General features: G+C 57.8%; 13 protein-coding genes. 6 read left to right on the top strand and 7 right to left on the bottom strand.

Annotated features, from left to right (window positions below; genetic code table 11):
- Positions 1-55: 55 nt before the first annotated feature.
- From BXP70_RS22615 to BXP70_RS22600, 4 genes are all read right to left on the bottom strand, one after another.
- The gene (locus BXP70_RS22615; protein WP_179197785.1) at positions 56-1,336 is read right to left on the bottom strand and encodes a DUF3570 domain-containing protein; all 1,281 of its coding nucleotides are present in this window, start codon (positions 1,334-1,336) and stop codon (positions 56-58) included.
- 89 nt (positions 1,337-1,425) lie between these two features.
- The gene (locus BXP70_RS22610; protein ID WP_086596397.1) at positions 1,426-1,659 is read right to left on the bottom strand and encodes a DUF4266 domain-containing protein; all 234 of its coding nucleotides are present in this window, start codon (positions 1,657-1,659) and stop codon (positions 1,426-1,428) included.
- A 5-nt stretch (positions 1,660-1,664) separates the two neighbouring features.
- Positions 1,665-2,738 (bottom strand): FAD:protein FMN transferase, encoded by a 1,074-nt coding sequence (locus BXP70_RS22605; RefSeq protein ID WP_086596396.1) that lies wholly within the window; start codon positions 2,736-2,738, stop codon positions 1,665-1,667.
- Between the two features lie 5 nt (positions 2,739-2,743).
- Positions 2,744-3,199, bottom strand: a complete 456-nt coding sequence (locus tag BXP70_RS22600; protein ID WP_086596395.1) for a thioredoxin family protein — start codon at positions 3,197-3,199, stop codon at positions 2,744-2,746.
- A gap of 261 nt (positions 3,200-3,460) precedes the next feature.
- Between BXP70_RS22600 and BXP70_RS22595 the strand changes: the two genes are divergently transcribed.
- Positions 3,461-4,126: a response regulator transcription factor gene (locus BXP70_RS22595; protein WP_086596394.1), complete on the top strand. Its 666-nt coding sequence runs from the start codon at positions 3,461-3,463 to the stop codon at positions 4,124-4,126.
- An 85-nt stretch (positions 4,127-4,211) separates the two neighbouring features.
- Positions 4,212-5,639: a sensor histidine kinase gene (locus tag BXP70_RS22590; protein WP_086596393.1), complete on the top strand. Its 1,428-nt coding sequence runs from the start codon at positions 4,212-4,214 to the stop codon at positions 5,637-5,639.
- Positions 5,640-5,698: 59 nt separating this feature from the next.
- Here BXP70_RS22590 and BXP70_RS22585 read toward each other — a convergent pair whose 3' ends face one another.
- Positions 5,699-7,294, bottom strand: a complete 1,596-nt coding sequence (locus tag BXP70_RS22585) for an OmpA family protein (protein WP_143436634.1) — start codon at positions 7,292-7,294, stop codon at positions 5,699-5,701.
- 107 nt (positions 7,295-7,401) lie between these two features.
- Here BXP70_RS22585 and BXP70_RS22580 point away from each other — a divergent pair, with 107 nt between their 5' ends.
- From BXP70_RS22580 to BXP70_RS22570, 3 genes are all read left to right on the top strand, one after another.
- Positions 7,402-8,247 carry a chromate resistance protein ChrB domain-containing protein gene (locus tag BXP70_RS22580; RefSeq protein WP_086596391.1) on the top strand — a complete coding sequence of 282 codons (846 nt, stop codon included), beginning with the start codon at positions 7,402-7,404 and terminating at the stop codon, positions 8,245-8,247.
- Between the two features lie 105 nt (positions 8,248-8,352).
- A complete protein-coding gene (gene chrA, locus BXP70_RS22575) occupies positions 8,353-9,693 on the top strand; it encodes a chromate efflux transporter (protein WP_086596390.1) in 1,341 nt (446 codons plus the stop codon).
- Between the two features lie 24 nt (positions 9,694-9,717).
- Entirely contained in the window at positions 9,718-10,752 is a 1,035-nt protein-coding gene (locus tag BXP70_RS22570) for a DUF1259 domain-containing protein (RefSeq protein WP_086596389.1), read from the top strand.
- Between the two features lie 165 nt (positions 10,753-10,917).
- Here BXP70_RS22570 and BXP70_RS22565 read toward each other — a convergent pair whose 3' ends face one another.
- On the bottom strand, positions 10,918-11,913 hold the full coding sequence (locus tag BXP70_RS22565) for a ScyD/ScyE family protein (protein WP_086596388.1): 996 nt from the start codon (positions 11,911-11,913) through the stop codon (positions 10,918-10,920).
- Between the two features lie 327 nt (positions 11,914-12,240).
- Here BXP70_RS22565 and BXP70_RS22560 point away from each other — a divergent pair, with 327 nt between their 5' ends.
- Positions 12,241-13,467, top strand: coding sequence for a multidrug effflux MFS transporter (locus BXP70_RS22560; RefSeq protein ID WP_086596387.1), 1,227 nt, complete (start codon positions 12,241-12,243; stop codon positions 13,465-13,467).
- A 198-nt stretch (positions 13,468-13,665) separates the two neighbouring features.
- Here BXP70_RS22560 and BXP70_RS22555 read toward each other — a convergent pair whose 3' ends face one another.
- The gene (locus BXP70_RS22555) at positions 13,666-14,523 is read right to left on the bottom strand and encodes an aldo/keto reductase (protein ID WP_086596386.1); all 858 of its coding nucleotides are present in this window, start codon (positions 14,521-14,523) and stop codon (positions 13,666-13,668) included.
- Positions 14,524-14,655: the final 132 nt, after the last annotated feature.

The following is a 14,655-nucleotide window of genomic DNA, read 5'->3' as shown; positions in this document are numbered from 1 at the left end:
AATACGTGCTGGTTGATCAGGCCCGGCCGCGTATTTTTTAGGTTTTGAAGAAAACCTAAGGCATAGTGAAAGAGAAATCGGCGCTGACGAGGCTAGCGGTAAGACCCGTATTCTGGCGGTAGTAGGCGTAGCGCAGATCCAGACTCTTGAACTTGGCAATGCGGCTGCCGAAGGGCGTTTTGAAACGGCCAATGCCATACACGGGCGAGTAGCGTATCCCCAACCCTAGCTTGTTGGCCGAGAAAGCAGCTAGGTCGTAGTCGGAGGTGTAGTAGGTATCAGCGGTGGAGTGCTCTAGGTAGGGCGCAAAGTACGTAGCGGCTGTTTGGGTGTGGTAGCGGTAAAAGGGATAGAGTACAAAGAAAGGCGTGATCTTGATAGGTGTTTCCAGCTCGGCCGTGTGCGCCCGAATGCCGAAGTTGTCGTTGTAGAAACGGTAGAAGCCGCGCACTTGCACCAAGTCGGTAGCGTAGTAGGTCAGGCGCAGTCCTACAGGGTATTTGTAGCGCTGGCGGGGCAAGAGCTCTGTTTTGGCTGAACCTAGGGTACCTCCCGTTTCCTTGAAATACACCCGGTGAAAAGGCGTGCTGAGCAACCCCTGCTGGGCGACTAGCTCAGTGCTCACGGCTACTTGCAAGCGCTGCGATAGTACTTGCGAGTATACAATGTTCAGGTTGTAGCTCTGGCGCGTATCGAAGCCCGAGCCATGCTCCTGGTTGCGGCCGCTGCGCAGCTCGGCGGGGCGGATGAGTGTAGCCCGGTCGAAGAAAGCCTGCGCGGCTACGCTCAGCTCGCGGTTGCCGTCGGGGGAGGCGTGCGCCCAGGAGCCCGTCACGTTGAAGGAGCGGTAATCGTACTCGTTGGACGCGCCAGCCCCTAGGCCCACAGTGGTGCGCTTGTCGGCGAGGGTGTGCGAGTACCCGAAATCGGCGTGGTAGCGCGCATCGTGGGAAGAAGGAGACGACAGCACCTGGTCGATTCGGTCGGTGGACGCCGACGCGTAATAGTCTAGCCCCACATTGGCCGACAGCCGCGTGGCCGAATCGAGCGGCACATTCAGAATAATGGTGGGCGTCAGATCGGTAAGGTGCTGGGTGCCGATGCCGCCTTCTACGGCGCCGTGGTGGCCATCTTGTTCGTAGTAGCTCATCAGGATGTCAACCTGCGTTTCTCCGTTGGTAGCGGGGCTAGGTGCCGCGGCCGGCGGGTTTGGAGCGCCGTAGCCATCTACCCGGTTGGGGGTGGGCGTGGCCTGCGCCCAGACGAGCACTGGCGCCAACGTGAAAAGCACGGCCGCCGCCAGACGAATTATAAGGTGAGTAAAGATGCGGGGCATGAGAAGGGAAGTGAGCGACGGAAAACCATAGAAAACCATAAACCTAGGCAGGTGCTACCTAGCCCCGTACGAGCAAGGTGGGTGGCGGCTTAGTTGCAACCACAGCCGCCACCCACCTTGCCACCGTTGGCGCCGCCGGCACCTTCGCGGTAGCTCTCGAAATTGGTTTCGTAGGTCTCAATCGGTTTGTTAGCTAGCTTCATATCCTCGTCGTTGAGGTATACCTTTTGGTAGGCTGCCACCGATACGCAACTCGTCAGGCCGCCACTACTGGCCAGGAGCAGCACGCCAACTAGTGCCTGACGCCAATGCTTGTAACTCATGTTCGTTAGGGTGTGGAGGTAGATACCGCCGGTGGTTTTTGGGTGGAGTAATAGTTGACCGCCATGCCCTTTGAGGTGAGCGTCCGACCGTCGTTGGTAATGAGCGTGCAGTCGACGCCTTTGAGCTGGTTGATAAAGGCTAGCCCTTCTTCAGGGCCTTTCACAAACACCACCTCGTCGAGGCCGTCGGCTAGCTCTACGTCGGGGCAAATGATGGTGACGGAGCGCAAGCCAGTAGCCGGGTAGCCGGTGTGCGGGTCGATGATGTGGCCATAGTACTTGCCGTGCACCGTGAAGTACTGCTCGTAGTTGCCGGCCGTCACAACGGCTACGTCCGTCACCGTGAGCCAGGAAGACACCGACTGCGGAAAAGCCGGGTCGCCGATGGCAATGCGCCACAGAGAGCCGTCGCCCTGCCGGCCCCAGCAGGAAATATCGCCCGAGCCGTTGATCAGCCCGCCCCGAATGCCCATCTGCTTCATCAGCGCTTGGGCCCGTCGCACGCCGTAGCCCTGCAAAATGCCGGCTAGGTTCAGGCGCATACCGGGTTCCTGTAGCATCACCGAGTGTTGCGCCGGGTCGAGGAGTACGTTGTGGTAGTTGATGCGTCGCACGGAGGCGCGCACCACCGCCGAGTCGGGCAAGCCGGCGTGCGCCTGTCGGTCGAACGTATAGATTTTCTCCCCACCGGCGAAGGTGATATCGAAGGCCCCACCGCTCAGCGCCGAAAGCTTCAGGGTGCGCCCAATCAGGTCGTACACTTCCGGCGCGACCACCACCGGGTGCAGGCCCGCGGCGCGATTGATCTGCGTGATTTGCGAAGTAGAATACCAGTAAGAGCACAGCCGATCAATGCGCTGCGTTTCGCGGATGGCCGCCCGCAGCGCCCGCCATGCCAGCGAATCATCATCCGACACGGCCGTGAAGGTGAAGTGCGACCCCATCAGGTGCGCTTCGCGGGTGAAGTTGCGCGGCTTGCGCGACGTCGTCGGACTTTGGGCATGCGCCGGAAGAAAGTTAGCGAGTGCGCTGATGAGCAACGCTAGAACAAACCACGGCCACCTGAATGAGCGAGGCATAGGGGTTAGCGCTTGGCCAAAAGCTGCGTGAGGTAGGCGTCGTAAGCGGCGGGGCCTCCGGGGCGGTACCCCGTTTTGGCCAGCACCTTGCCCTCGGGGGAAAGCAGTACCACCAGCGGGAAGGCGCCCTCTTTATTGAACTGGGCCGCCGCCTGCTCGTTCTGCTTCGTTTGCTCGGCCGAAAGCTTATTCTTCTTGCTGCGCGGAAAGTCAAAGCGGGCTAGCACTAGCTTATCCTTGGCGTACTCAGCAAACTCCGGCTGATCGAAGACTTCCTGCTTGAGCATGATACAGGGTTTGCACCAGTCGGAACCGGAGAAAACCGCTAGCACGGGCTTATTGGTCGCTTTGGCTTCTTGCAAAGCTGCGTTAAGGTCAGTGGTCCACGTAGGGGCGGTAGACTGGGCCTGGGCGCCAAAAACCGTGAATAGCGCAAAAAGACAAAGGGCAATAAAACGCATGACCAGTAACGGAAGCTTGAAGATTAAAATGAGATTAAAACTGTAATTAGCATACGCAGCCCCGCTCGGGATAGTGTCTTTTTAAGCAAGATTTAAGAAATGAGTTGGCGCCTAGCCAACCTTAAGCTTTGCTTAAGAGCTGCAGCCACACTAGCGCCCAGCCACCTAATCCGCGTACTTCGTGTTGGGAATGCAAAAGCCAGCTTGGGATTGGGTAAATAATCCGTTGCTAAACAAGCTGTTGACTCTTTACCTTACTGTATGCGGATATTGGTAATCGAAGACGAACCCGGCATTGCCCGTTTTCTGAAGCAAGGGTTGGAAGAGGAAGGCTATGGCGTCGATGTGGCCGCTACCGGCTCGGCGGGTCTGCGCCAAGCCCTCGGACAGCCCTACGATCTGCTGCTCGTGGACTGGATGCTGCCAGGACTCACAGGCCTAGCGCTTTGCAAGCAGCTTCGCGCTCAGCAGAACCTAACGCCGCTGATCTTTCTGACGGCCAAAGACACGGTGCAAGACACGGTAGCGGGGTTGCAGGCTGGCGCCAACGACTACATCAAAAAGCCTTTTCACTTCGACGAGGTGTTGGAGCGCATTCGGGTGCAGCTGCGCACCACCGCGGCCGCGCCCGAGCGGTTCTCCGTCGGGCCCATCGTGCTCGACGTCGCTAGGCACCAAGTGTATAAGGACGGCGAGGAAATTTTGCTCACGCAGAAAGAGTTTGCCCTGTTGGAGTACTTGCTGCGGCACAAGGGGGAAGTTTGTCGGCGCCAGAAGATCATTGAGCAAGTGTGGGATATTCATTTTGAGTACAACACGGGCGTCATTGACGTGTACATGAACGCGTTGCGTAAGAAGCTGCGCCTGAGCAAAGACGAAGAGTACTTGCAAACCATCCGCGGCATCGGCTACGTCGCAAGAGAGTAGTGAAGTGGTTGAATAATTGGATGAGGTTGAAGTTGTAAGCTCAGTTAATCAACTACTTGGCTACTCAGTTACGCTAACGAAATTTATGTTTCTCGCTTTCAAAGACCGTATTGCTCTGCAATACATGCTCGTGACGGCCGCCCTGATAGCGGTGGTATACCTGGTGGTGTTTGTGGTGGTGCAACAGCGCGTGTATTCGGGGCTCGATACCAACCTGCGCTTCGAGGCCGCCAAACACCGCAAGGAACTCTCCATTGCGAACCACTCCATTGTGTTTGCGCACAAAGGTGAGTGGGAGGAAGAGGAGCACCGCGAAGTGCAGATCGATCCAGTGTTTATTCAGGTGAACGACTTGCAGGGGCGGCTGATGGACCGCTCGCCCAACCTGAAAGCCAACCAACTCACCTTCGATGACCCTACGGATGGGCGGGTGCCCCTGAATTCGACTTTGCACGGCAAGGCCATCCGGCAGGTGCAGGTGTCAATTGTGGAGCGCGGCAAGCCGGTGGGGTACTTGCTAGCAGCTATTTCGGCAGAGGCTGCCCAACATGTGCTGCGCAGCCTCGAAACGGTGCTATTGCTGTCGTTCCCGTTGGTGTTGGTGGTGCTATTTGGCATTGCGCGCTTACTGGCCGGTCGCAGCATTGCCCCAATCACCCAGATTACGGCTACCACCAACCGCATTACTCGCAGTAACTTAACGGAGCGCATTGCCCTGCCTCCGCGCCCTGATGAGTTGCACACCCTAGCCAGCGCCATCAACGGCTTGTTGCACCGCATCGAACAGGCCGTAGAGCGCGAAAAGCAATTTGCCGCCGATGCCTCCCACGAGCTGCGCACCCCGCTAGCCGTGCTTAAGGGTACCTTGGAAGTGCTCATTCGCAAACCTCGCAGCGCGGCTGAGTACGTAGAAAATATCAGCCTAGGCATCCGTGAAATCGACCGGCTGACGCAACTCGTGGAGCAGCTCCTGCTGCTCGCCCGGTTTGAAAACCAAGCCAAAGAAGTAGCCTTAAACCGCCAAGAACTATCGGTATTGAGTAGCGTGCACGACGTGCTCTATCGCCAGCGCGCCGACCTCGGTACCAAGCACATCCGCGTGGACGTGCAGGACCAAGACACGCCGCTCATCATCTCCGATCCGTACTTGCTCGACCTGATCCTGGACAATGTGCTGGCGAATGCCGTGAAATATTCGCCGGTTGGCTCTGCCATCAGCATTAAGCTAGGAGGCCTTGGGCACCGAGTGCAGTGCACCATCACCGACCAAGGCATCGGCATTCGCTCCACGGACCTAGGCAAGATCTTCGACCCACTCTACCGCTCCGACGCTCTGGCGCACAAGGAAATAGACGGTATGGGCCTCGGCCTGTCGATTGTGGCGAAGGCCTGCGCGCTGCTTAATATTCGAGTTGAGGTGCGAAGTGAGCTAGGGCAGGGCACCACGTTTGTGCTGGAGTTTCCCGCCGAAAAAACGAGCAGCTTACAAGCAAAAAGTCTCGTCGCGGTTTAGGGCTAAACCCGGTGGCGGCAGTAGGGGAGAGGCCGCAGAGCAGGCCAGAATCATCAACCCTAGCTTTTGCGCTGGGCACGTTTGCCGCGAATCTTCTTGAACAAACCCTGAAACCACTTCCCCTTTTTGGGCCGGCGCCGGGTGACGCGGCGCTTTTTGATCACCTTGGTAGCCTGATGCGCCGGCGCGGCCACGGAGGCTGCCGCGGCAGCAGGCACGGCACCTAGGGCCCCAACGGGCGTAGAAGCACTGGCCGGATTGAGTACGCGCAAGCTCAATCGTCTATTCAGGGCCCGGCCTACTGGGCCTACATTAGAGGCCACAAAGTCTTGGGCACCATAGCCTTCGGCCTGCAACCGGTTGGCATCAACTCCTAGCTTAACCAGCGCCTGCATGGCTGCCGACGCGCGGCTTTGGCTTAGCAGCAGGTTCTTTTCCGCGTTGCCGGTGCTATCGGTGTAGCCCCCTAGCTTGATGCGAGCCTGGGAGAAGGCGCGCAGGATGCTGGCTAGGTTCTGCAGTTGCTGCTGCGACTCAGCGGTGAGCGTGGCTTGGCCGGGAGTAAAGTACACCCGGTCGACGTTGATCCATTCGGAAGGCGTATTTTGCGTTTCGAGGCGCTGGCGCGGATCGGTGAGCAGGTGGTAGAGGCGGTACTCGGTGGAGTTGGAGCCCACGCGCTGCTGGCTGCCGTCGGGCAGCGTGAGCACCAGGGGCTGGCCAATGGTGTAGATGTAGGTGTCGGTAACGGGGTCGTAGTGACCGGCCGGCAGGTTGGTTGTGCGCGGTGCGGCGCTGGCAGCGTCGGCCTCATTGTAGCTGGCTGGCAAGGCGTTAGCAGCAGCCGGACTAGCCACCTCAACCGCGGGGGGCGTGACGGTCGCCGGGGTGAACTCAGAATCGGAGAAGAATAGGCTGATCAGGTAACCCACCCCGAGCAACAGGGCGGCGGCTAGGGCAAGCTGCCAGCGGCGCGGCTTGGTCAGCCACGACCTAGAGCGGCTAGGGGTGTAGGTGATGCCACCGCCTACTTTCTCCCACGTGCCGGCGCCAGCTACAGTGTGGCGGTGGAGTACTTCGGGTTCGGGGCGTAGGGGCGCCGGACGTTGCGCCGGGCTGGGAGGAGGCATGGTGGTGGGCTGCAGCGGTTGGGCCGCTGCTATGCTTTGCTGCTGACGCAGCCAATGGCTCAGGCGAGTAGCATCAAGCTGATGATCAGCGGCATACTTGCCAAAAGTGCCTAGCACGGCGGCCACGGCTACTTCCATCAAAGCCGCAAAAGCTGGCTCCGATACATGGGTCACCGTGCGGAGCGGCGGCGTGATGCTGGCGTACGTAGCGCCGAGCAGCTCTTGCATGAGCCGAACGCCGCGACCTTCGAAGGCGGCTGGCGTGGCCAGCTGAGCGAGAAACCTAGCTTGGTGCGCGTAATGAGTTAGGTTCCAAAGCACTTCCACGCCAGTGGGCCGCGCTACCCAATTTTGCAGACTGTTGACTACCAACGGCACAACCCGATCCAGCACCTGCTTTATTTGTGAGGGGCTTTGGCTCAGCGTATTGCTTAATTGCTGAACAAGCTCCTCCGTAAAGCAGGTGTTAATAGAATCCAGTACTGTTCCGTCCTCGCGCATAGGGTTCTTCAGGTCGGTTTTCATCTCAGTCTGGCCTTTTACGAAAAAACGCCAACGGATAGCTATACTTACTTTGTAGGGGGCGACCCGGTAACGTTCTTCCCCCAGCAAATCATATAGCACCTGCTTCTATGCAATGGATTACCCGCGAGCATCCCAAGATTGACCGCCTAGCTTGTCCGTGGCTGATTCTTCGTTTCATTGACCCGGCTGCAGAAATTCTATACGTACCCGCGGACGCCGTACTTGCCACGGCCGACCGCCTAGGTGCCACGCCTTTCGACGTGCCCGGCGTGGAGCTTTCGCACTATGGCCGCGCGTGCACGTTCGATTACTTGCTGAAAAAATATGCCCTCCACGACCCTGCCCTGCACGCCATGGCGCCCATTATCCGCGGTGCCGATACCGACAACCACGCCCTGGCTCAGCAAGCGGCCGGGCTGTGGGCGATTTCCGCCGGGCTCGCCTACAACATCCGCGACGATCAGCAGCTGTTGCAGCAAGGGCTCGTGCTGTATGATGCGCTCTACAGTTGGGCCAAGCACCTGCAAGGCCAGCCGCACACTCAGCAGCCGGAAGAGCAGCTTTTGGTGCAGGTGTATGAAGCTTACCTACAACGGACGCAAAATCGCCCTGCGCCCCCCCCGGCCTGGGCTACCCAGCTGCGTGAACTGATCCAGGACCACCTTGATACCAACCTGAGTTTGCGCCTCACGGAAGTGGCCGACACGCTGCAGGTGAATCCCAGCTACCTCTCGCGGGAGTTTGCGCGCTACTTCGATAATCTGTCGTTTGGCGACTACATCCGCAAACTGCGCATCGAAAAGGCGCTACAGCTCCTGGATACGACCGCGTATTCGCTCGCTGAAATTGCTTACCTCACTGGCTTCTCCGACCAGAGCCATTTTACGCGCATTTTCAAGCAACACACCGGCCAGAGCCCGGCGAGCTATCGTAAAAAACGGCTGCCGAAGTAAAGATTATACCAGCAGAAAAATTTGTTCTATACTTCCCAAGAAGGTTCGGCGTAGCATTGTAGCCAGTGGCCGGATAGCCGCACGTACCTGTCCGACCGCCGTTCAATGACGCAACTACTTACGCCTGTCTCCAAACCTACCTTTGCCGAAGCCCTGCGCTTCTGGCTGAAGCTAGGTTTCATCAGTTTCGGCGGCCCGGCCGGCCAGATTGCCATCATGCATACTGTGCTGGTCGAGCAAAAGCGCTGGATTTCGGATGCCAAATTTCTGCATGCGCTGAACTACTGCATGCTGTTGCCCGGCCCCGAGGCGCAGCAGCTTGCCACCTACATCGGGTGGCTCTTGCACGGCACGCGCGGGGGCTTGGTGGCAGGTATTCTGTTTGTGCTGCCATCGGTGTTCATCTTACTAGCCCTGAGCTTACTATATGTCACCATCGGGACATTGCCGGCCCTGCAGGGCGTCTTTGGCGGGCTGAAGCCGGCGGTAGTAGCCATCATCTTGCTAGCTATGGTGAAGATTGGGCAGAAGTCGTTGCTGAGCCCGCTGCACTACGCGGTGGCAGTGGCTAGCTTCGTGGGTATCTTCTGGTTCAATGTGCCTTTTCCGCTGCTGATTATTGGAGCGGCTGTGGTAGCACTTCTGGCGCAACGGTGGTTTCCGGCGCCCATAGGCTCGGCGGCTGCCCAGGCCAAAGCCGTGCAGGCCGAAGAAGGCTACTTCCTGACGACGCAATCGGTGGTGCCGGGCACAGGCTTTTCGCTGCCGCGCTTGGTGCGGCAGCTTGCTTGGGCGCTGGTGTTGTGGGTGTTGCCGCTCGGCGTGTTTTGGCTAACCACATCTGATTTTTCGTTTTGGCGTACGCTCAGCGTGTTCTTCACACAGGCGGCGCTAGTGACGTTCGGCGGCGCCTACGCCGTGCTGCCCTACGTAGCACAGGTGAGTGTCGAGAAGCTGCATTGGCTCACGCACGGACAAATGCTGGATGGCCTAGCCCTGGGCGAAACTACGCCCGGCCCGCTGATTATGGTACTGGCGTTTGTGGGCTTCATGGGTGGCTATACGCACTTCGGTGGCGCACTCGGGCTAGGTTCTCTCGGCCTCTTGACGACTACGTACTACACTTTCTTGCCCTGCTTTGTCTTCATTCTGGTCGGTGCGCCCCTAATTGAGCGCACCCAGCACAACGTGCACCTAAAAGCGGTGTTGAGCATTATTACGGCGGCCGTGGTGGGCGTGGTGTTGAATCTGGCGGTGTACCTAGGTAAGGCAGTGCTATTCCCCGGCAGCCGCTTCGACCTAGCTAATGTGCACTGGCCGAGCCTGACTTGGCTGCTGATTTCGCTCGTGGCTCTGTATCGTTTCAAAGTAAATATGATACTTTGGATTGGCATCAGCGCTGGTGCTGGCTTGCTGTACTACTTACTCTCTACTTACCTAGGGTAAGCTTTCCCACCCAATCTACCCTACATGTTTTCTTCTGCTGTTTCTCGCCGCGAGTGGCTGAAAAATACCGCTTTAGCTTCTGCTCCCTTACTGCTAGGCCCTGCTTCTGCCTTGGCTGTTTCGGCTGCGCCCGGCAAAACGCCGGCCCTCAGCGCTGCCAACATTGCCGCCATTGAGAGTGCGCTGGGTAAGAAGGGTAACTACGTGGAGGCGCAGGCCACCCACACCACTGCTTTGCCCCGCAACGATTTGAAGGTGACCATCAAGGGCGAAGCGGTGCCTATTTCCTTTGGCTTCGGCGGCTGGGTAGCCATCAAGCACACACTCGACGGCAAATCGGCGATGCTGATGAGCGACACAGTGCTGCTGCAAGAGGAAGTGAACCCACTCATTTCGGCCGCGCACGCCAACGGCCTGGAAGTTGGCGCCATCCACAACCACTTTTTCTACGAAGAGCCGCGCATCTTCTACATGCACATTCACGGCATGGGCAGCCCCGCCGAGCTAGCCAAGAAATACGCGGCCACCCTGAAAGACTCGAAGCTGCTGCCCGCCAACCAGCCGCAGGCCAGTGGCACGTCGGCGGCGCAGTCGGGCAACACGGCCACGCCGGCAGCTGGCGCCTCTTCGCAAATCGGCCGGGAATTGTTTGACCTAGCCGTGCTCGACCAGCTTGTGAAGTACCAAGGTGTGGTGAATGGTCCGACCTATAAGTACACCATCGGCCGCGACGATCTGCGCGTGACCATGATGGGTACCGACATGACGGCGGCCATTGGCCTAAACTCCTGGGCGGCCTTCGCTGGCAAGCAAGCCGCCGCGCACATCGCCGGCGACATTGCCATGTTGGAGCACGAGGTGAACCCCGTCATCAAAGCCTTGCGGGCTAATAACCTAGAGGTGGTAGCCGTGCACAACCACATGCTCTTCGATCAGCCCCGCATGGTGTTCCTACACTACTACGGGCGAGGGCCGGCAGCTGAGCTAGCTACCGGCTTCCGCGCCGCCCTCGATCAGCTGGGCAAAGGCAGCGGAAAGACGATGCACATGCAGCATTAAGTACATTGAGCAGTAGCCCAGATGGGCTACATTTTGTTCAAAAGCAACAAACCCCGCAAGCATCCTGCTGAATGCGTTGCGGGGTTTGGTTGTCGGGGAGAGCTGCGGCGCGTAGTTAGCTAACTATCTTGCATCTAGGCTGCTGCGCTGCCCGAGTAGCTCACGCTAAAACGTGAGTTTTACAAGGGTGCCGTCGCCGCGATTCAGCACATAATACAGCCGGTCGCTGACTTGCTCAATGTCGATGGGCAGATCGAGCCCGTTGAGCAGGGTGGCTTTTTCGCCATTGGTGATCAGGCCCGTTTTTGCTTGGAAACCAGGAACAGGGGGCGCAAGCGAAAACTGAGCGAACTGTATTGCAATTGGCTTGTTATTGGCCGATAACGTGAGGTCGGTGAGAGTGGTGTAGCCGGTTTGGTATTCGGTGACGTTGCCCGCTAGGTCGACGCGGAAAATCTTTGCAACGCCGGCCGCGAAGGGAAAGCCACTAAGCGAGCTGACCAGGAACTTCTGGCCGTCGTAGGTGATGCCCGTGGGTACCGATTCGACTGTGGCCGCTAGATTCGGAATCTTCGCAAACACGCTAAGCGCCTTGGTTCGGCTGTCGCGCTTGATAATGGCATTCGCGCCCGAGTCAACGATGTACAAGTTGTCGTCGGGCCCAAATGTGAGGTTGTAGACGTCGGTATTGATGGGGTTCGTCAGCATTTGAGCCTTCACGAAGGTGCCGATGTCTTCCTTGGGCAGCGTCTTGGCGTCTACCGGCGCATCGCCGGGCTTAAAGCCGGCTACGTTCGCAATATAAAGTGTGCCGGTTGCGCCTTCCAGTATGTACAGGATACCTTCCTGGTAGAGCACGTGGCCAATGCCCTCAATGGAGCCATTGGCGAAGGCCGAAGCTAGCCCCGTAATGACCGGGTACACTTTGCCGTCCTTCGTGACCAGCGACACGCGCGCATCGTTGTTGCCGGTACCGCCTTCCGTCACCCAAGCCCGCCCCAGCCCATCGAAGCTCATGCCGATGGGCAGCGTTAAGCCCGAGGCCACCACTTCCGGAATGAAGTGCGAAGGCTCGTTGGTAATAATCGGCTCAATGTCGTCGCAGCTAGTAAACGTAGCTAGCACAAACAATGCGAGAAATGAATAGGATTTTAACTGCATAATAGGAAGGAGTTTGGAAGGTGGTGGATGGATTAAACTGAAAGGATAAATGTATAGTAAAAACTGAAATACAGGTAGTTATGGATAAATATTTTACATATAACTTAAATAATTACGTTTGTACTATAATAACAGACGTAGCTGCGTCAAGCTTCAGCTTACAGCCTTGTGATTAAGCTTCGGCATCAGCTATACAGGGCAACTTGGCAGGGCGCGGATGAACTTTCCGCGCGTTTTATACTTATACAGCTTACCTCTGCTGCTTTTACCTGTGCTAGTGTAGAAAGCTAGGTGCGTTCAGCACACGGTAGCAGCCTCCATGCCCCTATGACCAAACAACGCTACGTTTTTCTGATTCTCATCCTAGGTTCGCTGTCGGCGCTGGGGCCATTCTCGATTGATATGTACTTGCCGGGCTTTCCGGCCATTGCCCAAGACCTGCATACCACGCCTGCCCGCGTTGCCCTTTCCTTGTCCAGCTACTTCGTGGGCGTGTCGGCTGGGCAACTCCTGTACGGGCCGCTGCTCGACCGTTTTGGGCGGAAGAAGCCGCTGTATATCGGCCTACTCATTTACGCTCTCGCCTCTATTGGTTGCTACGAAGCGCACTCCATTGATGCCCTGATCTGGCTACGCTTGTTCCAAGCGGTGGGCAGCTGCGCCGCCTCGGTGGCGGCCGTAGCCATGGTGCGCGACCTGTTCCCGGTGAAAGACAGCCCCAAGGTCTTTGCCCTGCTGATGCTGGTTATTAGTGCCTCGCCAATGCTGGCCCCCACCATTGGGGGCTACATGGTGGCCTCGTTTGGGTGGCAGTCGGTATTCTTGGTTTTGTTCGTAATGGGCGCGTTGCTGCTGGTAGCTAGCTTGTTGTGGCTGCCCGAAAGCTACGCGCCCGACCCCACGTACTCCCTGCATCCGCGCCCCATCCTGACGACGTTCTGGTCGGTGCTGCGCCACCCGCAGTTCTTCACCTACGCCCTCACCGGCGCCATGACGTTCGGCGGCTTGCTGGCCTACGTGTCGGGGTCGCCGCTGGTGTTCATGGATATCTTCCGGGTGAGCAGCCAAGTGTACGGCTGGATTTTCGCCTTGCTGTCGGTAGGCTTTATCGGCTCGGGGCAGATTAATAGCTGGCTGCTGCGCTATTACCGCAGCGAGCAAATCGTGCTGGTAGCGATGCTTTGCCAGTCGATCATTGGCTTGGTGTTTCTGCTCGGGACGATGCAAGGTTGGTTTGGGGTGGTGGGCACCATCGTGATGCTTTTCCTTTTCCTGTGCTGCCTAGGTTTTGCCAACCCCAATGCGGCGGCCCTCTCCATTGCGCCGTTCTCCAAAAATGCCGGCAGCGCCGCTGCCCTGATGGGCGCCACGCAAATGGCCGTGGGCGCCCTGGCTTCGTTCGGGGTGAGCTATTTCAACACGAATACTGCCGTGCCGATGGTGGCTATTATGGCCGCTTCGGCGCTGCTAGCCCTAGGTGTTCAGCTGATTGGCCGCCGCCTTATCGACGAGCCAGTGGCTGTCAGCGAAGAGGCGGGCGTCATGGCTCACTAACCCTAATGGGTTGTCGTTTCGGAGTCCCAGGGTTGAAACCCTGGGCTACGGAGTGCTTCTGTATGGCTGAATAGACTAGGGGGGCAACCCTAGGTCCCTCTGCATTTCGTACACCGCCACCAATAGACGCTTTGGCTTAAAAACAAAAAGGCCGCTCATACGAGCGGCCTTTTTTAATATACCCAGATAACCTAGGTGTTAGTCATTCAGGTTTTCCAACGCTTGCATATCCTCTTCCGACAGCTGAATAGAGGCGGCTTTCACGTTCTCTTCCAAGTGTTTCACTTTCGAAGTGCCGGGGATGAGCAGGATGTTGGGCGAGCGGTGCAGGAGCCAGCTCAAGGCAATTTGCTGGGGCGTAGCGTCGTGCTTCTGGGCTACCTGACCTAGCTTTTCCAGGGCCTGTTGGTTGCCGCCGCTCAATGGGTACCACGGAATGAAGGCAATGCCTTGCTCTTCGCAGTACGTAAGCTCGGCTTCCCACTTGCGGTTGTCGACGCTGTACATGTTCTGCACCGACACCACTTTCACGTATTCCTGCGCCTTTTTAATCTGGTCGACGTCGGTTTCCGACAAGCCGATGTGTTTCACCAAGCCTTGTTCCTGTGCCTTTTGCAAAAACTCCAGGGTTTTCTCAAAAGGCACATTCGGGTCGACGCGGTGCAGTTGGTACAGGTCGATTTGGTCGACTTTCAGGCGTTTTAAGCTGCCTTCGAGGGCTTCCTGCAAGTGGTCGGGGTGGGAGTTGATAGGCCACTGGTTGGGGCCGGTGCGCAGCAAGCCGCCTTTGGTGGCAATTACTAAGCCCGCCGCGTACGGGTGCAGGGCCTCTGCAATCAGCTCTTCCGACACGTTAGGGCCATAGCTGTCGGCCGTATCAATGAAGTTGATGCCTAGCTCCACGGCGCGCTTCAGCACCCGGATGGATTCGTCGTGGTCTTTCGGCGGGCCCCAGATGCCGTCGCCGGTGATGCGCATGGCGCCGTAGCCCATGCGGTTGATCGTCAGGTCGCCACCTAGGTTGAAGGTGGTGGGGAAGCTGGTTACTTCTGCCATGGTACGTCGTTTAGAAGGTGTTTGGAGTGAGGGGGTAGCGGTGCTTACCAGCGTGCTATACGCAAGCATGGTAAGCAGAAGAAAGAACTAGCACCTACGCTTAAAGGTTTGCTGGGTCTGCTTTACAAAACC

Origin of the sequence: Hymenobacter crusticola (assembly GCF_002154225.1) — a bacterium.
Classification (GTDB): Bacteria; Bacteroidota; Bacteroidia; order Cytophagales; family Hymenobacteraceae; genus Hymenobacter; species Hymenobacter crusticola.
This window is presented reverse-complemented; position numbering and strand designations above follow the sequence as displayed.